The sequence below is a fragment of the Psychrobacter proteolyticus genome, assembly GCF_039762275.1.
In the GTDB taxonomy this organism is placed as follows: domain Bacteria; phylum Pseudomonadota; class Gammaproteobacteria; order Pseudomonadales; family Moraxellaceae; genus Psychrobacter; species Psychrobacter proteolyticus_C.
Genome location: NZ_JBDLOB010000001.1, coordinates 284,191 through 305,284, shown reverse-complemented (window position 1 = coordinate 305,284; position 21,094 = coordinate 284,191). Strand labels below are relative to the sequence as shown.

The 21,094-nt window shown below is 42.2% G+C and carries 17 protein-coding genes; 9 read left to right on the top strand and 8 right to left on the bottom strand.

What is annotated here, in order from left to right; genetic code table 11:
* The first annotated feature begins 89 nt into the window (after positions 1–89).
* From ABFV72_RS01215 to infA, 3 genes are all read left to right on the top strand, one after another.
* Positions 90–1,190, top strand: a complete 1,101-nt coding sequence (locus tag ABFV72_RS01215; RefSeq protein ID WP_347161952.1) for an asparaginase — start codon at positions 90–92, stop codon at positions 1,188–1,190.
* A 43-nt stretch (positions 1,191–1,233) separates the two neighbouring features.
* Positions 1,234–2,067 (top strand): tRNA pseudouridine(38-40) synthase TruA, encoded by an 834-nt coding sequence (gene truA, locus ABFV72_RS01210; RefSeq protein ID WP_347161950.1) that lies wholly within the window; start codon positions 1,234–1,236, stop codon positions 2,065–2,067.
* 121 nt (positions 2,068–2,188) lie between these two features.
* Positions 2,189–2,410, top strand: a complete 222-nt coding sequence (infA, locus tag ABFV72_RS01205) for a translation initiation factor IF-1 (protein WP_021814850.1) — start codon at positions 2,189–2,191, stop codon at positions 2,408–2,410.
* Positions 2,411–2,670: 260 nt separating this feature from the next.
* On the opposite strand, the gene ABFV72_RS01200 is transcribed toward infA, so the two are convergent.
* The 5 genes from ABFV72_RS01200 to leuC form a co-directional block, all read right to left on the bottom strand.
* A complete protein-coding gene (locus ABFV72_RS01200; protein ID WP_347161947.1) occupies positions 2,671–3,792 on the bottom strand; it encodes a L,D-transpeptidase family protein in 1,122 nt (373 codons plus the stop codon).
* A 364-nt stretch (positions 3,793–4,156) separates the two neighbouring features.
* Positions 4,157–5,260 carry a 3-isopropylmalate dehydrogenase gene (gene leuB / locus ABFV72_RS01195; protein WP_347161945.1) on the bottom strand — a complete coding sequence of 368 codons (1,104 nt, stop codon included), beginning with the start codon at positions 5,258–5,260 and terminating at the stop codon, positions 4,157–4,159.
* A 62-nt stretch (positions 5,261–5,322) separates the two neighbouring features.
* Positions 5,323–6,042 carry a hypothetical protein gene (locus ABFV72_RS01190; RefSeq protein WP_347161943.1) on the bottom strand — a complete coding sequence of 240 codons (720 nt, stop codon included), beginning with the start codon at positions 6,040–6,042 and terminating at the stop codon, positions 5,323–5,325.
* Positions 6,043–6,178: 136 nt separating this feature from the next.
* Positions 6,179–6,829, bottom strand: coding sequence for a 3-isopropylmalate dehydratase small subunit (leuD, locus tag ABFV72_RS01185; RefSeq protein WP_057759322.1), 651 nt, complete (start codon positions 6,827–6,829; stop codon positions 6,179–6,181).
* Positions 6,830–6,971: 142 nt separating this feature from the next.
* Positions 6,972–8,390, bottom strand: a complete 1,419-nt coding sequence (gene leuC / locus ABFV72_RS01180) for a 3-isopropylmalate dehydratase large subunit (RefSeq protein ID WP_347161940.1) — start codon at positions 8,388–8,390, stop codon at positions 6,972–6,974.
* A gap of 375 nt (positions 8,391–8,765) precedes the next feature.
* On the opposite strand from leuC, the gene ABFV72_RS01175 reads away from it, so the two are divergent.
* Both ABFV72_RS01175 and putP read left to right on the top strand, forming a co-directional pair.
* A complete protein-coding gene (locus ABFV72_RS01175) occupies positions 8,766–9,638 on the top strand; it encodes a LysR family transcriptional regulator (protein WP_057759318.1) in 873 nt (290 codons plus the stop codon).
* Positions 9,639–10,096: 458 nt separating this feature from the next.
* Positions 10,097–11,596, top strand: a complete 1,500-nt coding sequence (gene putP, locus ABFV72_RS01170; protein WP_101205470.1) for a sodium/proline symporter PutP — start codon at positions 10,097–10,099, stop codon at positions 11,594–11,596.
* 427 nt (positions 11,597–12,023) lie between these two features.
* Here putP and ABFV72_RS01165 read toward each other — a convergent pair whose 3' ends face one another.
* The 3 genes from ABFV72_RS01165 to ABFV72_RS01155 form a co-directional block, all read right to left on the bottom strand.
* Positions 12,024–13,448: an outer membrane protein transport protein gene (locus ABFV72_RS01165; protein ID WP_057759313.1), complete on the bottom strand. Its 1,425-nt coding sequence runs from the start codon at positions 13,446–13,448 to the stop codon at positions 12,024–12,026.
* A 375-nt stretch (positions 13,449–13,823) separates the two neighbouring features.
* Positions 13,824–15,323 carry an OmpP1/FadL family transporter gene (locus ABFV72_RS01160; RefSeq protein ID WP_347161938.1) on the bottom strand — a complete coding sequence of 500 codons (1,500 nt, stop codon included), beginning with the start codon at positions 15,321–15,323 and terminating at the stop codon, positions 13,824–13,826.
* A gap of 219 nt (positions 15,324–15,542) precedes the next feature.
* Positions 15,543–15,800: a SlyX family protein gene (locus ABFV72_RS01155; RefSeq protein WP_201547976.1), complete on the bottom strand. Its 258-nt coding sequence runs from the start codon at positions 15,798–15,800 to the stop codon at positions 15,543–15,545.
* A gap of 226 nt (positions 15,801–16,026) precedes the next feature.
* Here ABFV72_RS01155 and ABFV72_RS01150 point away from each other — a divergent pair, with 226 nt between their 5' ends.
* From ABFV72_RS01150 to ABFV72_RS01135, 4 genes are all read left to right on the top strand, one after another.
* Entirely contained in the window at positions 16,027–17,970 is a 1,944-nt protein-coding gene (locus ABFV72_RS01150) for an ATP-binding cassette domain-containing protein (protein ID WP_347161937.1), read from the top strand.
* Between the two features lie 521 nt (positions 17,971–18,491).
* A complete protein-coding gene (gene petA, locus ABFV72_RS01145; RefSeq protein WP_057759305.1) occupies positions 18,492–19,076 on the top strand; it encodes a ubiquinol-cytochrome c reductase iron-sulfur subunit in 585 nt (194 codons plus the stop codon).
* A 22-nt stretch (positions 19,077–19,098) separates the two neighbouring features.
* A complete protein-coding gene (locus ABFV72_RS01140; RefSeq protein ID WP_178379291.1) occupies positions 19,099–20,304 on the top strand; it encodes a cytochrome b in 1,206 nt (401 codons plus the stop codon).
* Complete coding sequence (locus ABFV72_RS01135) at positions 20,304–21,020, top strand: cytochrome c1 (RefSeq protein ID WP_298807958.1); 717 nt, start codon at positions 20,304–20,306, stop codon at positions 21,018–21,020. Before ABFV72_RS01140 ends, ABFV72_RS01135 begins: the two co-directional genes overlap by 1 nt.
* Positions 21,021–21,094 lie beyond the last annotated feature (74 nt).

Here is a 21,094-nt window from a genome sequence, read left to right as displayed (position 1 = left end):
TAATACTATCTATTATTAAACCCTTAAGCCATCGTTGCTCAATCCTCTAGCACTTCTTTTCTTCCATACTTGTTTACTGTGTTGATACTATGCCATCTTCTGTTATGCTCAAAAATCTATCCGATCCTATTCAACTGATTTATGCTGGCGGTACCTTTGGTAGCTACGGCAGACCTTTAGCGCCATTATCAGCAGAAGTGTTTTTGCCTACTCTACAAAAACTTTTGTCTGCACAAGACAGTACAAATAATTTACCAACAGTCTCATGGTTAGAAAACGCCCTGATCAAAGACAGCAGCCAGCTTACCCCTAGCGACTTTGCGCATTTCTATCAACTACTCCTGAATGCTTATACCAAAGGTGATAGACGCTTTGTACTCATCACTGGCACGGATACGTTGAGTTACTTGGGTGCATTTTTAGCAGAAGCGTTTGCAGGTAGTGATATCTGTATTGTTTTGACCGCAAGTATGCGTCCATTATTAGAGAGTGAGATATTACATTCCTATAACATCGATGAACATAGCGATGCTTGGGGCAATCTCAACGACTCATTAAAACTAGCCGCTGCTGGTGAATCAGGTGTGAAGATTAGTTTTGGCGGCGAATCATGGCCTGCTCAAACGGTACAAAAAATTCACAGTCATGATCTGATGGCATTTACTGGTCATTCTCGCGCCGCTTATCCAGCCAATAGCTATATAAAAAATCTACCTGACACGCGTAGGCAACATTGGCTTGATGACCAACAAGACTTGCTATCCAGTATTCAAACACGTGCTGAAAACGCAAGTGTTCATGCGCTATATTGCCTACCTAACGATGTTTCGATGATAAACAACCAGCTACAAGCTTTATTGTCGCAGCCACCATGTGGCATTATTCTATTGGGATTTGGCGCCGGTAACATCCCTTATTCAGCTGCATTAGCAGAGACACTGACCCTTGCTCATGAGCGTGGACATATGGTGATATCAGCCAGTCAATGCCCGTTTGGTGGCGTCAGCGATAGCTATGCGGCGGGCAGTTGGCAGTACGAGCATCATGTGATTGCTGGTGGGCGTCTGACAATACCCGCTATTTATGCCCGGTTACTATGGTTGTTACTTCGCTATGATAGTCCTGCCAGACGCAGACAGCGTTGGTTGAATAATGTCAATCAAACCGGCACTAACATCAAAAAGCGATAAGCGACTTTTAATTAACTCCCATTTTATAAGTTTAGAAACCCTAATGTCTGAGACTGAAATTATTGAAACTGAACCAACCTACACTTTAGCGATTGCTATTGAGTTCTTAGGAACTCATTATCATGGCTGGCAACGGCAACGAGAGGTTTTGGGTGTACAAGAAGCTTTAGAGACAGCTATCGGCAAAGTGGCTAATGAGCCTGTAGAAGTCATCGCAGCTGGGCGTACTGATGCCAGCGTCCATGCGAGCAATATGATTGCCCATTTTACAACTCATGCGTATCGCCCAACTCATAACTGGTTACGCGGTGTGAACAGCCTACTTCCCGATGATATTGCTCTACGCTGGATACAACCTATGCCAGCTGATTTTCACGCGCGTTTTGGTGCTATTGCTCGTCGCTATCGTTATATTACGCTCAACCAAGCTCAGCGCCCTGCCATACTAAATCATCAAGTAACTCATATCTATGAACCGCTTGATTTAGAAGCCATGCAGCAAGCAGCAGCTGATATCGTCGGTACACACGATTTTAGCAGTTACCGTGCTGCGGCCTGTCAATCTAATCAGCCAGTGCGCACGATTAGCCATGCAAACCTTTTTGCTCATGGTCAATTTATCGTTTTTGATATACAAGCAGATGGGTTTTTACATCATATGGTTCGCAATTTGATGGGCACATTGTATGCCATTGGTAGACACGAGCTAGAACCAGCAGATTTTTTGAATATTCTGCATAAAAAAGATCGAACGATTGCACCACCTACGGCTTCAGGTGATGGATTGTATTTTATCAATGCCTATTATCCTGAACGTTTTCAAAGCTTATTGCCAAATGCACCACTAACGCCTGTCTGGTTAAACTTGCCTGATTAAATCAATATCACTTGGCATACATATCACTTACATGCTGTCAAGTCAAAAGCAGGTTCGTATTGCTTTAATCCGCTAACTTACGTATAATATGGGCTTATTTTTTAATTGATTGATACAAATTATGGCAAAAGACGATATTATTGAATTTGAAGGCGAAGTCATTGATACCCTTCCTAATACTTTGTTCAAAGTTCGTTTAGAAAACGGGCACGAAATCATCGCGCATATTTCTGGTAAGATGCGTAAGCATTATATTCGTATCTTGACAGGTGATAAGGTTAAAGTTGAAATGACACCTTATGACCTATCTAAAGGCCGTATCACCTACCGTGGTAAAAACTAAATACTGACTAACCAATATGGTTACGAAAGTATTAGCATTGGTAAGATACAGCCAATAGCCGAATAGCTACGTTATCGCTGATAGCTGATATGACGCTTGGGTAGTGAAACTGATAATAATAATGAAAATGCTAATCTGCTCATTATTGCCTATCAATATTTTAGTTATTTAGTATTGACTGTTTCTACTTACCACAAAAAATACCGCTAGATTTTAGCGGTATTTTTTTGTCCGTTTTTTATGACTTAGTACTATCGTATTTAACTAAATTCAACAGTTGCACCGTTTTTTATTACTCCGAGCAAACTAAGCGCGTCCCAATTGGTCAAACGCACACAACCTGCTGATGCCTGACGACTAATACGAGCAGGATCTGGCGATCCATGAATGCCATAAGTTGGTTTACTAAGTCCAATCCATACCGAACCCACTGGATTGTTAGGACCTGGCGGAATGATCAACTTGCTACCGTCATTGGCCGTATAAGTATAGTTGGGCTCGTGCACCTTTACCTTGACAGTATGCGTACCTGTTGGGGATGGTGTCGCTGTACTGCCCACTGTCGTCGGATAGCTAGCGATCAAATTGTTGTTCTCATCATATGCGTAAAGTGTTTCAGTGGCTTTATCGGCGACAACGCGATGCACTGGCTTGGTATTAGGATTACCAGGATTATATACCGTGATAATTTCACCAGCAGTAAAACTGGCATCAGGATTAAGCGATTTTAAGTACTTTTCACTAATATGAAACTTCTCTGCCAATGCCTCAGTAAGACTTTCGTAGTACATTCCCTCAAGCTTGGATTTGGCAACAGAATCAGCAGGTATGGTTGTGGTTTTGACATTCACATCTGCTTCAGTAAGCTGATAACTGACTAGTACTGGTTGAGTTGTGAGCTTCTCATTCTTGGTCAGTGCTTGCCACGTCTCAGCGTTTAGCGTATCGGTTATATCTAAACCATTTGCTCTTTGAAACGCTTGCATGGCTTTGCGAGTATTTTTGCCCCAGTACCCATCAACAGGCCCTACTCCGTTGTGATGCCAGTTTAATAGAGCCTGCAGCTTTGTTCCTATATTACGATCAATATCTGCATCTACCGTCCAAGTAACATTGTTTATCTTTTTTGCATTGTCAGATAGGTTCTCAGTTGTGTATTTAATCGTAGGTAGTAGCTTATTCAATGAAGTCGCGGCTTTACTATCTCCTGTTAACTTTTGACTTACGCCATTAGTCACTGGACTCACTTCAGCCGGAGACTTGACGCTATTACTTGAGCTCACACTATCCGTTGTCTCTGCTGCGATGCTTTGCCCCATGAATAGTAAGCTAGAGAGACTAACCACTGCTAATGCTTTACTGATTCTTGTTAATTGATACATGTAACACTCCTCATTTAAGAAATTCTATTTTTATTTTCAGTTTACAAATACTACAGTTTTTTGGATTTTTAGAACTTACCTTTGGCATCTAGTTTTTTACTATTTTACTTTTACTAAAAGCGAAATATTTTAGCTCCTTTATAAGCTATTAATGTTGTCATATTACCTTGTGAGCATATAACAGCTTTGTGTTAAAAGGAGCTTTGTTGTACAGTGTCTCTGTTAATACAATGCTTATAAATAAGCTTTCCTAACAGATAAACAATAAAAACCCATAAGCCACTTGGTAGCTTATGGGTATATAACACGCAAACTGAGACTGTGGAAAATGCTATATAGGAATAGCCTTTAAACGCAAATTAACTTATATCAGTTTGGCCAAGACCGCTTGACCCATTTCTTTACAGCCTACCTGCTTAAGTCCAGCTTCGCTGCTATCTAAAATATCAAGCGTACGTAGACCATCATCAAGCACGTCACTGACTGCCTGCTCAATTGCTTGTGCCGCTTCTTCTTGCTTGAAAGTGTAACGCAGCATCATAGCAACAGACAAGATAGTCGCTAATGGGTTGGCTTTATCTTGTCCTGCGATATCAGGTGCTGAACCATGACACGGCTCATACATACCCTTACCTGACTCATCTAAGCTCGCTGATGGCAACATACCGATAGAGCCTGTCAACATAGCGGCTTCATCAGATAGGATATCGCCAAACATGTTTCCCGTCACCATGACATCGAATTGCTTAGGGTCTTTAATCAACTGCATGCAAGCATTGTCAGCATACATATGTGATAACGCCACATCGCTATAGCCAGCTTTCTGCATCTCGATCATCGTCTGTTTCCACAGCTCGGTGACTTCTAACACATTGGCTTTATCAACTGAACATACCTTAGCTGCTGTGCCTGCTGCTTGCGCACGCGTTTTTGCTAATTCAAAGGCAACTTTACCAATACGCTGAATCTCACTTGTGCTATACACCATCGTGTTATAGCCTTGCTGCTCACCGTTTTCTAGTGTGCGGATACCACGAGGCTCGCCAAAATAGATGCCGCCTGTTAGTTCACGAACGATCAATAGATCTAAGCCTGAGATAATTTCAGGTTTGATACTTGAGGCATTAGCCAACTGTGGATAGAGCTTGGCTACGCGTAGGTTGGCAAATAAACCAAGCTCGCCGCGAATCTTAAGTAAACCGCGTTCAGGACGTTTACTACGCTCGATTGCATCCCATTTAGGACCACCGACCGCACCTAGCAATACGGCATCTGCGGCGCGAGCACGGGCCAATGTCTCATCTGGCAGAGGCTCACCAGTTGCATCAATAGCCACACCGCCAATCAATCCAGACTCAAGCGTCAAATCAAGTGAGAACTTATCATTGACAGCCTTGAGCACTTCAATGGCTTGGGTCATGATTTCAGGGCCAATACCATCACCCGCTAATGTTAAAATCGTTGCCATACTGATCCTTTTGGAATGTTTTTATTGGTTAATTATATTTTTGAGCTTTTCAGTCTCATATTTTATGCTGTCATTTTTTTGGCTTTAGGTGCTGATGTTACTGCTTTAGCCATACCCGTCTCTACAAACTCGCCTTGATGCTCAGCGTCTAGTTGCTTACAGAATCGGCGCTGTACTTTAGTACCTTGCAATAGCTCAATACATAAAGGCTCAGGTGATGCTGTGTCTAATAGACTGCCTGATTTTTCGCTGTTCTTTTTTTGATAAGCGCGCAACTGATAAGTACCTGCTTCAGTGAAGTCATGAATCATCGCAAAACGCTCAACATAGCCCATGTTATTTTCTGGATAAAAATTAACATGTACCTCGTGTTTGGCAGGCATGACCCGTGCATAATAGTTGGTCAATCCTGGCATACTCGAAGGTGCTAACGGCACAACTTTTATCGCATTTTTATTGACGAGTGGTGTCATATCCATATTCATCGAGGTTTTTGCCGTGCCTTCTTGACGTGGTAAAGCTGTCATAATCTGAGGACTGATTGGCTCGTGACTGTTGGGCGCGATAATGAGTGTTTTATCTATCTGCACAATTTCGCAATGATATGTACCCACACATGCAATATTTACTTCACCAGCGATAGGTTTAATTTTACCTACCCATACCTCGGCACTCTCTGCTTCATCTATTTTTTGATAGCCCGTCAATAGCTGACAGCCTGACAATAATAAGCTTGCAGCAATAATTGTACTTGTCCATAGAGCATAACGTTTTGTATTCATAATGGCGGCTACTATTCAAGAGAGATAATAAAATGTAGTGAAAAACTATCTTTCATTTTAGACAGTTCACCGCCATAACTCAACGCTGCGTTGCGACTACTCATATTTTATTAGCAGTAGATTATAGAGTGACCCTCTACGCTCGTACGTCGTTAAATATCCACGGTGTTTTTTGCATCATTTGTTGCTCATAATCTTTGATAGCATCACTTTGCTGTAAAGTTAGACCAATATCATCAAGTCCGTTTAGCAAGCAATGTTTGCGAAAGGCATCTACTTCAAAGGCATACTCTTCGCCAGTTGGTGTGATAACGACTTGACGCTCAAGATCAGCGGTCAATTCATAGCCTTCGTTATCAAAAGTTGCCTTCATTAACGTATCGACAATCGCTTCATCCAACACAATCGGCAACATGCCATTTTTGAAACAGTTATTGTAGAAAATATCTGCAAAACTAGGAGCAATTACCGTACGGAAACCATACTCTGATAACGCCCAAGGTGCATGCTCACGACTAGAGCCACAGCCAAAGTTTCTACGTGCTAGTAAGATAGTAGCACCTTGATAACGTGGTTTATTTAATACAAAGTCTGGATTGATGACTCGTGTGCTGTTGTCTTGACCAGGATAACCTTCGTCGAGATAGCGCCAATCGTCAAATAGATTTACGCCAAAACCTGTACGTTTAATAGACTTTAAAAACTGTTTTGCGATAATTTGGTCGGTATCGACGTTTGCGCGATCTAACGGGCAAACGATACCTGTTTGGGTGTTATAAGCTTGCATAAAATTTCCTATCAATTATATTTTTGCTGGCTGATGATCTTGATAAGCGTATTAAACAGTAAATAAGTTTTTACCATCTTTGACAGTATGCTCATATATTTATCGTTCATACAAGCATGATGTCAGTTACTTATTATCAGACTTAAAACGTACGAACATCCACGAAATGACCTGCCAACGCGGCGGCAGCTGCCATTGCTGGGCTTACTAAATGCGTACGACCACCATTACCCTGACGACCTTCAAAATTGCGATTAGACGTTGAGGCACAGTGCTCTTGCGGCTCAAGTTTGTCTGCATTCATTGCCAGACACATTGAGCAACCCGGCTCACGCCATTCAAAACCAGCTTCAGTAAATAATGTATCCAAGCCTTCAGCCTCTGCTTGCAACTTCACCTGTCCAGAACCTGCAACAACGATCGCTTCTTTTACGTTATTAGCAACTTTGCGACCTTTGATTACCGCTGCCGCATCACGTAAATCTTCGATACGTGAATTGGTACATGAACCAATAAATATACGGTCAAGTTGGATATCCGTAATTTTTTGACCTGCCTCTAACCCCATGTAAGTATAAGCGCGTAACCAGCCCTCTTCTTGAGCTTCATCAATGGCTTGATCTGGTGTCGGTACAGATTGCGTGATATCTACCACCATCTCAGGCGATGTACCCCACGATACTTGCGGTGCAATCTGACTACCATCGATTTCTACCACAGTATCAAATACCGCATCATCGTCTGAATATAGCGTACGCCAGTAGGCTTCCGCTTGTTCCCATTGTGCTTCGCTTGGCGCATATGGGCGACCTTTAACATAGTCAATTGTCGTGTCATCGACCGCAACCATACCGACACGCGCACCTGCTTCGATCGCCATGTTACAGACGGTCATACGACCTTCCATACTCATGTCTTCGAACACTTGACCTGCAAATTCAATCGCGTGTCCTGTTCCACCTGCTGTACCGATTTTTGCAATAATTGCTAACACCACATCTTTTGAAGTAACGCCAGCACCAAGTTGACCAGTGACGCGGATTTGCATATTTTTTGATTTCTTTTGAATCAAACACTGCGTTGCCAATACATGCTCAACTTCGGAGGTTCCGATACCATGAGCCAAGCAGCCAAGTGCTCCGTGGGTCGCTGTATGCGAGTCACCGCAAACAACCGTCATGCCTGGTAATACAAGACCTTGCTCAGGACCAACCACGTGCAAAATTCCTTGACGGGCATCATTGATAGTAAATTCAGCAATATCAAATTTGGTGCAATTATCGTCCAAGGTGACAACCTGTAAGCGTGATACTTGGTCTTTAATTCCCGGCACCCCTTCTAGGCGCTCTTTGGTAACGGTCGGCACATTGTGATCTGGACTGGCAATGTTAGCCGATAAGCGCCATGGCGCTCTGTTTGCTAATTCCAACCCTTCAAATGCTTGTGGACTCGTCACTTCGTGCAACAGGTGGCGGTCGATATAAATCAGGCTCGAACCATCGTCGCGCTTAGTGACTTCGTGAGCGTTCCAAAGTTTGTCATATAACGTTTGACCAGCCATGTTGCTATCCTTTATAGGTTACTAATTACTTAATTTTTTACTTACTTGCAAATTGCCAAGCTAAGATTCTATGTAAATGCTATGTCTATCTATAATGTTTAATAATTACTGTCGTATCTAAGACTTAAATATTATTTCTTCAGGAGACTCGACATATGACTAAAATTAACGCTTAGAATACGTTTTAAATGGCAAATAACCAATTTTTTAGAATAAATATGTCACAATATGCCTCGATGTCTTGTGATTATAGCAGGCAAATCCTATAATAATAATTGATGATTTTTAACCAGACGCAAACTTTTATTTCTAATACGTTGTGATTGGGTCAGCCAACTTTTATTTATAGCTCGTAAAGTAGCTAAGGACATTCGTTTGAACACCACAAACTTGACGACATTCGTTACCGTTATGCACACTGGCAGTATCTCAGGCGCCGCAGAAAAGCTATTTATCACGCAGCCTGCTGTCAGTAAACGTATCAAAAACTTAGAAGACGAGTTTAACATTACCTTGTTTGATACGGTAGGACGTGGAATTGTACCTACTCAAGCTGCTAGTGAAATGCTACCTCATGCCAAACGTTGGCTAGAAGACTATGAAAACTTTAAAATCAACTTACAGCATTCTCAGCACATCGTCTCTGGCAAGTTAGTTATTGGTACTAGCCATCATATTGGCCTACATCATTTAGCACCTGTCCTTAAACACTTCATTCAAGCTTATCCAGCTGTTCAGTTAGAAGTACACTTCGTAGATTCTGAAAAAGCTCACAAAGCCGTATTGGATGGTGATTTGTCTTTAGCCTTTGTTACGCTTCCACCTGTCTATGATAAGCGGCTAACCTACCATACGCTATGGTCAGATCCTCTCTACTTTATGACTGGTACGCTATCAGCGTTGGCAACCAAATCAAATGTCACTTTAGAGCAGCTAGCCCGATACCCTGCTATTCTACCGTCTGCCAATACTTTTACCAGTCAGATTACTTTGGCCGAATTTGCCAAGCATAACCTAAAACCTTATGCCACGATGAGTACCAACCCGCTTGAATCCATTCGTATGCTGGTTTCTGTTGGACTGGGTTGGTCAGTACTGCCTCAAACGATGGTCAGCCAAGATTTGGAACGTATTGATATGGCAGACAATATTGAGCTACAGCGTTATCTAGGTGTGGTTATCAATCCGAAGCTTACACAGTCTAGCAGTGTCACTGCGCTCTTAGATTTACTGGCTCCTATTGAATAAAACCAGCTAACTATAACAATATATAAATTCTACCTATTCGCATTTGTATCTCTCATGCGTTATAATACGCTTGACGTTGTTTGTATAACAAAAATTTACCACAAGGACACTGATAGTCATATATTGAATACTTCTAGTAAGATATGATGGTTAACAGTAGGTTTAATGGTTTTGGTTGATTGTGTAGGTTGCTAATACTCATATACAAATAGCAGATGCGAGCAATAACAATAGATAAGTGGAATGCGAAATTCCCATTGTTCTCTATCTCTATATGAGTGCTAGCCATAGAACGATATCAATCATATATAACTACAGAAGATACTGAAAAAAGCCATTATGTCTCAATTAATGGCTTTTTTTGTCTTTAAATATTGTTTTGGACATCGCCTTATAGGACAGAACTTTTATAGTTAAAAAATAATTACAGCCAATTATGTTGGTTAAGGACAATTTATATGAACGGAGTTTCTAGTGGCGTGCTGATATCACTCGGCGCCTATTTCTTAGTGATGATTGGGATTGGTGTTTATGCTTATTTTAAGCAAGCCAATGATACTGAAGGCTATATGTTAGGGGGTCGTAACTTAGGCCCAGCAGTAACCGCACTTTCTGCAGGTGCATCAGATATGTCAGGTTGGTTACTACTTGGCTTACCTGGTTATATGTTTGCCGATGGTGTGGTCAGTATTTGGATTGCGCTAGGTTTGACATTAGGTGCATTATTAAACTATCTCATCGTAGCACCTCGCCTTCGTGTTTATACCGAAGTGGCTGACAACGCTATCACCTTACCCGATTATTTCGCCAACCGCTTTGAAGACAAGTCGCACATGCTGCGCGTTATCTCAGCTGTGGTCATCATTCTATTCTTTACCGTCTATACCGCTGCAAGTCTTGTAGGTGGTGGTAAACTCTTCGAAAGCTCACTTAACCTATCGTATAGTACTGGCCTATGGGTTACTGCTGGTGTGGTTGTGGCTTATACGCTATTCGGTGGTTTCTTAGCGGTATCTATGACCGATTTCGTACAGGGTGTCATCATGCTGTTTGCCATGGTAATCGTACCTGTCGTTGCCTTTACTGATCTTGGTGGTATTTCAGCCACTACAGAAGCGGTTAGAAATATCGACCCTACCCTTTTGGACGTTACTAGCGGTATGAGTGTCATTGGTATTATCTCACTCATGGCATGGGGCTTAGGTTACTTTGGCCAGCCGCATATTATCGTACGTTTTATGGCGATTCGTTCAGTGAGAGATGTACCGACCGCACGTAACATCGGTATGAGCTGGATGGTTGTGAGCCTTGTTGGTTCACTAATGACTGGTTTTGCTGGTCGTGCCTACGTACAAAAAACTGCGATGACGCTGGACGATCCTGAGACTATCTTCTTAGTATTTACTCAGTTCTTGTTCCATCCATTGGTTTCAGGTTTCCTATTAGCAGCTATTTTAGCGGCAATTATGAGTACTATCTCATCACAGCTATTGGTTGTATCAAGCTCTCTAACCAAAGATGTATACAAATTGTTCTTTGATAAAGATGCACCAGAAGCTCGCCAAGTATTGGTTGGTCGTATCTCAGTGATCATCGTTGCTATCGTTGCCATTATGCTAGCGTCTAACCCAGATAGCTCAGTATTGAACCTAGTTTCTAACGCATGGGCAGGATTTGGTGCTGCGTTTGGTCCATTGGTTATCTTTAGCTTAACATGGCGCGGTATGAACCGTAATGGTGCTGTTGCCGGTATGGTTGTTGGTGCTTTGACTGTTATCCTATGGATTTATGGTCCTTTCCAAGTAGATGGTATGGCACTAAATAGCTGGTTATATGCTATCGTTCCAGGCTTTATCTTAAGTACTATCGCTATCTTTGCCGTTAGTATCATGACTGGTGGCCCAAGACCTTCAGTTTCTGCTAAGTACAAAGAGATGGAGCTAAACTTAAACAAATAAGTTTACGTAATGTCTTAAAATTATTGCTATAAAAAAACCTCGTCATTATTGGCGAGGTTTTTTTTATGAGTAATGACTTAGTATAGTTAACCTACTACAGTATCGAACCAAGAGAAATTATGGCGAGTGAGACAGGAGTATGGACAAAGATAGTAGCATCTGATAGCCCTGTGATGGGTATATTAAGCCAGATTGCCCTAGCCTATTTAAAAGGCCAACTGCTGCTCACTTTTACAAAGTAAGCCTTTAACGGAGCTAAACTAGGCAAATAAGATGTAGCCCTGCTATATGAATTAGTACTATAAAAATTATCTTTGCTGTTCTGCCTATATTTAAGCACTAACAATCAAATACTTAATAGAAAACCCATAAAAAAAGCGACCTACTGTAGGCCGCTTTTTTATTGTTTAGCAGTTATATAGAAAGATTATTTCCCTTGATAAGACAGCTTCACACCAGCGATATAACCATCATTGTCTTCAAAATCAGCGACGATTTTGCCTGTTGGTAATTGACCTTGGGCATCACCGAACCATAGGTATTTACCACCTACAGATACTGCCCAGTTTTCCGTGACATTATATTTGGCACCAAGACCAACACTATAGTAGCCTTCGACCGGGCCTAATGAAGTTACAGGGTTACCAGCACCACTATCCCAACCAACGGTACCACTTACTGCCAATGCTGGCGCTAAGCGTTTCGCTAAGCCTAGTTCCACTTGCCACTGGTCATCTTTGTATTCCACCAAGTTTAATCCATCAGGACCATAACTGATTTTACTAGTATCGTTATAAAGTGGTGGTGTAATAATGAAATCACTCCACGGTACCCAGCGTACTTTTGCTGTTGCTAGTGTTGTAGGGTTGATACCTGTTTGGAAATCAAAGTTGACTGATTTAGGAGTAGTAATTTCGTATTTGCTGTTTCTATTTGCTGCTGCAGCCGCTTGTTCTGGAGTAGCTCCTGCTGCTGTAGCTCTAATAGCTACTAACGGATATGACTCAGATATTTGTATATCATGATCGATTTCAGAACGGTAAGTTAAAGCAGCTTTTAATGCGATTTCAGGCTTACTATAAGCAATACCTGCTATATAACCATAGTCCATATCAGGATTACTGTTTGAAGTATAACCGCTAGCAGGGCCATAAGCTAAACCGCGTAATTTGGTTTCAGACTGAGTACGCTGTGCAACTGGACCACCATAAATTTGGAAGTTTTTGTTGGCACCAAATTTCATACCAAGAATACCCGTTAGGCTTTGGCTACGAACTTCTACATTAGTATTTTCGCCCGCGGTACCTGCTTCAGCTTGTGCTACTGCTACTGCTCCACGCAATCCATCTAACTGAGCCTGCTGTGCCGGAGTTAAAACACCCGCTGTTTCTCCTGCAGCCAGAGCACCAATTCCAGCCTGTGCCGCTGCAAGACTTGGCGCTGCGCCATTAGTAATAGAAGCAATAGAAGCGTCAACATCTCCTTGTGAGACGAAGTTACTTTGAGTATATTCAGCAGCTGCGCCGAAAGGCTCGTCGTATAGAATACCTACACTAAAAGTATCGTTAATGTCTGCTTTTACGCCATAGCGGAAGAAATCGTAAGACTCAGCAATATCACCTGTCTTATCACCACGTACATAATCATTTTGAGAAGGGTTAGTGTTAGCACTATCATAACCACTTACATCAGCATCAATATAAGTATAGACGGCTTCTGCATAGGTACCATCTTGAAAGAAAGCAGTGACATCTTGGCCTGAACGATCAAGACCAGCAGCATTAGTCATGCTAGCGACAGAGAGAGTAGCGATTGCTACTGCAAGGGTTTTCAAGTGAAAGGTAGTGCGCATTGTGTATCTCCAACGGTCCTTGTTGTATTACTACTTTGATAATCAATATATAGCATTGCTGCGCTTAACATTGAAAGTATCAAAGTCGTGTCCTAAGTTGAATACTAATAGCTTTTTGACACTAAAACAACAATTAAAGTGCTTTATTTCTCAATTATGACTGAACAGTACAAATAAGATAAAAATCGAACAACACCGTTTACTTCTACTTTTAAATATGAATTTCCTAAAAAATATTTGTTTATAGGAGAGTTTTTCATCAGGATAAAACGGGTTCACTATGACTATAATAATGCCTACAAAAAAAGCGACCCTTAAAGGATCGCTTTTTTATCAATAATACTTAAAATATTTGCTATATAACTAAGCTGTGAATTACTGAGCTTGGTAAGAAACCTTAACACCAAGTACAAATCCATCGTTGCTTTCGAAGTCACTCACAATAGCTTTAGTTGGAATCTGACCTTCTGCATCACCGAACCATAGATATTTACCACCGGCAGATACGGCCCAGTTCTCAGTAACGTTATATTTAGCGCCTAAGCCTGCACTATAGTAGCCTTCGATAGGACCTAATGAAGTTACAGGGTTACCAGCACCACTATCCCAACCGACAGTACCACTTACTGCCAATGCTGGCGCTAAGCGTTTAGCCAGACCTAACTCTACTTGCCATTGGTCATCGTCATAGCTGACTAAAGATAAACCTTTGTCATCATTAGTTGCTTGCTTGCTTACTTCATTATAAAGTGGTGGAACGATTGCAAAATCACTCCATGGTACCCAGCGTACTTTTGCAGTAGCTAAGGTTGTAGGATTGATACCAGTTTGGAAATCGAAGTTAACTGATTTAGGCGTAGTGATATCTAGCGTGTTACCTTGATTCGCTTCACCACCTAGCGCTGCTACTACTGGATATATTTCATCGATATTTGAGCTGTGATCAATTTCAGAACGATAGGTCAAAGCCGCCTTTAGAGCGATTTCGGGCTTACTGTAAGATACACCTGCGATATAGCCATAGTCGGTATCAGAGCTAATATGAGCGGTATAGCCTGTAGCAGCACTGTAAGCACTACCACGAAGACTTACATCAGCTTTGATACGCTGGACAACAGGACCACCGTACACCTGAAATTCTTTGTTTTGACCAAACTTAGCACCTAGGATACCTGTGATGCTTTCGCTACGGACTTCAACATTTGTGCCTTCATCATTCGCAAGGCGACCATCCGCAAAGCCTTCTAATTGCTCAAGTTGATTTAACTGTGCTTGACCTGCTGCTAGCTGCGTTTCGCCAGCGGCGATACCTGCTAAACCAGCATTAATCTGTGGACGCAGTGTAGGCTCAAGTGCTGGGTTTTGATTAACAGCTGCTTGCGCTTGTCTTACTTGTTCTCTAACTGCATTTAAACGAGTTTCAGCAGCAGTTAACTGGTTTTGGGTACCTTCAACTAAACCTTTCAACTCTTCTACATTATTAACGCCTAATCCACCTAGACGCGATGCAATAATATTATTAACAGCATCAGTTGGTGCGCCTACAAAGTTATTATTTCCAGTGTAATCAGCGGCAGCACCGAAAGGCTCATCATATAAAATACCAACACTGAATGTATCGTTGATATCTGTTTTTACACCATAACGGAAAAAGTCATAAGACTCTGCGATGTCATCGATCTTATTACCTGAGGTATCTTTACCAGTAACATCAGCATCGATATAAGTGTAGACAGCTTCTGCATAAGTGCCGTCTTGTAGGAATGCGGTAATATCTTGGCCTGAGCGATCAAGGCCAGCAGCACTAGCGACGCTAACAACAGAAAGAGTAGCAATAGCTACTGCAAGAGTTTTTAAATGAAAGGTATGGCGCATTTTATATCTCCAAACATCCGCATTGTTTTACTGTCATGCCTAGTTTTAATAGGCAATTAGTATCCGAGGTGGAAGATAGTAAAGATTTTCTAACACTAAAACAACTACAAAAACACATTATTTCTATGTTATGACCACATAGTCATCAGACAGTATCTATATATGAAAATACGTATATATTTTCCGTTATTAAAAGCTTTTCTCTCTAAATTTTATTTATTAATAATGTGGCGGTCTGTCTGCCATTACATCGAATGGTGCAATGCCACTTTCTGTATCCTGACCCTCAATCTGTTTATAAATCAGCTGTAGTTGACGTTGCAGCGTATGAATATCTCTGTCTTGTCGCGTAATTACATCATCCAGTCGTTCGACAGTTACTTCAAGATGCGCGAGGCTCATTTGCAGATCGACTACTTGAGCTTGCAAATCATTTTGAATATCAGAAGTATCGTCTGTAGTTTTAGATTGGTTCATATTTTTCTCTAAATTATAGTAAGTATTAAATTGAAAGGAGTTTGAATAGTGCTATAGATTAGCGATAAATCTACAAACATAGTCATTGACTAGCAGCAGTTAGTAAAAGCAATAAATAGTACTGATAAAACTATTTACTCGCACTACAGTGACGCGGTGGCATGTTATACTGCAGGCAATTTTGCAACAACCCCTACCTCACTATTATATAAGCTTAAGATACTCTATGGCACTGATTCATTTAAAAGACATTCACTTAGCCTTTGGCGTCGCGCCTGTTCTTGATGGTATTGATTTTTCTATCAATACAGGCGAGCGTGTGTGCTTGATTGGCCGCAACGGCGAAGGTAAATCTACTTTGTTTAAACTGATCAATGGCTCATTGCAGCCTGACAGTGGCGAGATTATTACCAACAGTAGCATGCGTGTAGCGATGCTAGAGCAAGACGTTCCTGAAACTAGCGGTCGCATATTAGACATCGTTATGGGCGGCAGTCGTCGTACGGCTGATTTGCTCATTAACTATAATAAGCAAGTCGATATGTGCGCGAATGGCGATATGGATGCCTGTGAGCACATGGCGACCCTACAGCATGATATCGATGCGGTACATGGTTGGGACTTAGAACGCGATGCCATGCGTCTGATTACGACCATGGGCCTTAATCCAGAAGACGACTTATCATCACTATCTGGTGGTCGTAAACGCCGTGTGTTACTTGCTCGTGCGCTAGTTACCAAGCCTGATGTGCTACTTCTAGATGAGCCAACCAACCATTTAGATGTTGAAAGTATCGAATGGTTAGAGCGCTTTTTGCTTGACTGGCAAGGTCTGACGTTGTTGTTCGTGACTCATGATAGAGCATTCGTAAATAAACTATCGACTCGCATTATTGAGCTTGACCGTGGCCAACTGACCAGCTATGACGTGACACAAGGCGAAGGTGGCTACGCGCGCTATCAAGAGCTGAAAGAGCTACAGTTACAAGCTGAAGAAAAGAACAATGCCAACTTTGATAAAAAACTGGCACAAGAAGAAGTTTGGATTCGCCAAGGTATTAAAGCACGTCGCACTCGCAATGAGGGCCGTGTACGTGAACTAAAAGCCTTACGTGAAGAGCGTAGCGATCGCCGTGAGCAAGTGGGTAATGTAAACATCACAATGGGTCAAGGCGAGAAAAGCGGCAAGCTTGTCTGTAAAGTTAAAAACTTACATCTTGAATATGATGGCAACGTATTGGTAGATAATTTTACGACCACTATTATGCGTGGCGATAAAATCGGTATTGTCGGCCCTAACGGTGCGGGTAAAACTACGCTTATTAAGGCCCTACTCGATATGTCTGATGACGAAGTGACCAAGTCTGGTAGTGTCGAATTAGGTACTAATCTGAAAATCGCATTCTTCGATCAGCTGCGTGATCAATTGGATCTTGAAGCAAGCGTTGCGCAAAACGTTTCGGAAGGTTCTGACTTTGTAGAAGTTGGCGGCCGTAAGACGCATATCATGAGCTACTTGCAAGATTTCTTATTTGCCCCAGAGCGTGCACGTACACCTGTCAAAGCACTGTCTGGTGGTGAGCGTAACCGAGTACTACTTGCCAAGCAGTTATTGAAGCCTGCCAATATTTTGGTACTCGATGAGCCAACCAACGATTTGGATATGGCAACACTTGAGCTATTAGAAGAATCAGTAGCCAGCTTCGGTGGTACGATTTTGCTGATCAGTCATGATCGCTCATTCATGGACAACGTCGTTACCTCTACGTGGGTGTTTGGCGAAGATGAAGATGGTAAAGGCACTGTTAGTGAGTATGTAGGTGGTTATCAAGAGTACCTCGTACAAAAGAACCGTGAAGAAGCATCTCGTGCTGCCAAAGCGCCTGCCAACAATGCAGCAAGCAACAAAGCGACAAACAAGCCTGACGCAGCAGCGAAACCAAATAAGGCAGCCAAAAAGCTAAATTATAATGATCAACGCGAACTGGATAATTTACCAAAAGAAATCGCTGCACTCGAAGCTGAACAAGCTCAATTGCAAGAAAAGCTGGCCGATGGCTCTTGGTTCAATACTGACTTTGATGCGGCGACAGCTGCTAGTGAGCGTCTCTTAACCATCGAAGATGAGATGATGCACAAGCTTGAACGTTGGAGTGAGCTTGAAGGCTAGTATTGGCAACTCTCTAGCTGAGTTTATTGGAATATCGCATGTGTACTTTGCATTGCGTATTTCGATAAACAAGTTTCTGATAGCCTGACAAAACCTTATTAATTATTATGAAGACATCACCACTTTATTATATAGAGTGGTGATATTTGTTTTACAGCAACTTACAAAGTAGTTAGATGGTGAAAGTTAGTGAACATTACCTTAATTTCAAGTATCATTCGCTATTGCTGAAAATCCTTATTATTTATAAGGTCATCACATCATAATCCTTGTTAAAGCAAAGTTAGCGTTAAACGTTGATAATCCAACTGTTTTGGTTTGATTGTCATATTCAACCTTCTAATATGTCCTATTGAGGTTGCTTTATTTTTAACGCAATAATTTATTTTATCACCGAAATAGCTTAGAATAGCAACAATTAGCAAAATTAGGCACAGCTAAAGTGGCTTGATATTGTATATTTTCTAAGCCACAAACCCAGTGTGGGATAATCCCATTTCATTCACCTGGAGGAAGTATTAATGAGCCAAGCCGAAGGCGTTAATGTACAACGCCGTAGAGTTCTTATTGCCTCAACTGCCGCGATTGGTGCAGCTGGGGTAGCTGCCGTGGCGACACCTTTTGTCCGTTCTTGGTACCCAAGCGCTAAAGCTGAGGCTGCAGGGGCTGCAGTGACCCAAGATATTGGTTCTATCGAAGATGGACAAATGATCGTCGTCAAATACCGTGGTAAACCTATTTATGTGGTTAAGCGCACCGAAGACATGGTTGCAGGACTAGAGTCAGTCAAACCTCTATTATCTGACCCTGAGTCTGATGCGTCTCTACAACCTGAATATTGCAAAAATCCTACTCGCTCTTTAGATCCAACCGTATTGGTTGTCGAAGGCGTTTGCACACATTTGGGCTGTGCACCAAACTACCGTCCTGATGTGGGCGCGGTGGATTTAGGTGGTAATGATTGGTACGGCGGATTTTTCTGTCCGTGTCACGGGTCAAAATATGACTTAGCAGGTCGCGTGTATAGCGGCGTCCCTGCACCACTTAATTTACCCGTTCCAGAATATGGTATGGATGGTACCATCTTGACGGTTGGGGAGGCTTAATATGAGTATGGGTAAAAAGTTAATGCATTGGGTGGACGCGCGTTTTCCAGCGACCGAAACCTATGAATACCATATGTCAAAGTACTACGCACCAAAGAACTTTAACTTTTGGTACTTCTTTGGCGTGCTATCAATGATTGTATTGGTCAACCAATTGGTGACTGGTATATGGCTTACCATGATGTACAACCCAAGTGCCGAAGGGGCATTTGCGTCTGTTGAATACATCATGCGTGACGTAAAAGGTGGTTGGCTCATTCGCTATATGCACTCAACCGGCGCATCTGCGTTTTTCGTCGTTGTATACCTGCATATGTTCCGCGCCTTGCTATACGGTTCATACCAAAAACCTCGTGAGCTTATTTGGCTCATCGGTATGGGTATCTACCTAGCACTTATGGCAGAAGGTTTCTTCGGTTACCTACTACCTTGGGGCAACATGTCATTCTGGGGTGCTCAGGTTATCTTGAACTTACCTGCAGCGTTGCCAGTGATTGGTGATGGCCTTGCTGAATGGGTACGTGGTGACTATATCATCTCAGGTATCACCCTAAACCGTTTCTTTGCTCTACACGTTGTTGCTATTCCATTAGTACTCGTGGGCCTAGTATTTATGCATATTGTGGCGTTGCACCATGTGGGTTCGAACAACCCTGATGGCATCGACATCAAAAAGCTAAAAGACAAAAATGGTGTGCCTTTAGACGGTATCGAATTCCATCCGTACTATACTGTGCATGACATGGTTGGTATCGTAGTATTCTTTATCTGTTTCTTTGCAGTGGTATTCTTCTTCCCAGAAGGCGGCGGTTTCTTCCTTGAGCCACCAAACTTTGAGACAGCGAACTCACTGAAAACACCAGCGCATATTGCACCAGTATGGTACTACACGCCTTTCTACGCTATCTTGCGTGCTGTTCCTGATAAGCTTGGTGGTGTTATCGCAATGGGTGCTGCAATTGCTGTACTGTTCTTGATTCCATGGCTTGATAGATCGCCTGTACGCTCTATGCGTTACAAAGGTATCTTGTCTAAAATCGCGCTTACTGTATTTGCTATTAGCTTTGTTGTATTGGGCTACTTAGGTGCGACGCCTGCTACACCAACGGCAACTATCATGGCTCGTGTATTCACGATTCTATATTTCTTGTTCTTCTTACTGATGCCGTTCTACACTGCCATCGAGAAGTGTAAACAGCCACCAGAACGCGTTACCGGAGGTCACTAATGAGCACGCTAATTAAATCCCTAGCTGGTCTAGGCTTAGGCGCGGCATTGACGTTGACTGCTGGTACGGCAATGGCGGCTGGTGGTCACGGATGTGGCACGTTTACTAACGCTGAAGGTGTTGAAGAGCATTTGGCTTGTAGTACTGCTCCTATTGATTTTACCAATAAGGGCTCGCTACAAAACGGTGCAAAAATCTTTATGAACTACTGTGCTGGGTGTCACTCAGCCAAATATGTTCGTCACTCACGCATTGCCAAAGATTTAGAGATACCGCCTGAGCTGGTTGAAAAGTATTTGATGGTTACCACTGATCAAATCGGTGACCACATTACTGCTGAAATCGATCCTGAGATTCAAGCGTCTTGGTTTGGCGCCGCGCCGCCTGATCTATCACTTGAGACACGTCTACGTGGCGATGATTGGGTATATACTTACCTACTATCGTTCTATGAAGATCCAAGCCGTCCTTGGGGTGCAAACAACTTAGTACTGGCCAATGCAGCGATGCCTCACGTATTGCATAATATGCAAGAAGAGTTGAGCCAAGAAGAGTTTGAATCTGAAGTTGGTGACTTGGTTAACTTTATGGCGTGGATGGGTGAACCTGCTCGTCATGACCGTCAAGTAATTGGTTTCTTTGTAATTCTATTTTTATTAGTACTGCTCATCCCAGTTTACTTATTGAATAAAGAATTCTGGAAAGATGTCAAATAAGTCATAGTCAGCAGATAGTTCTGAGAAATAAAAAAGGCACTACTTTGGTAGTGCTTTTTTGTGCCTTGATATAG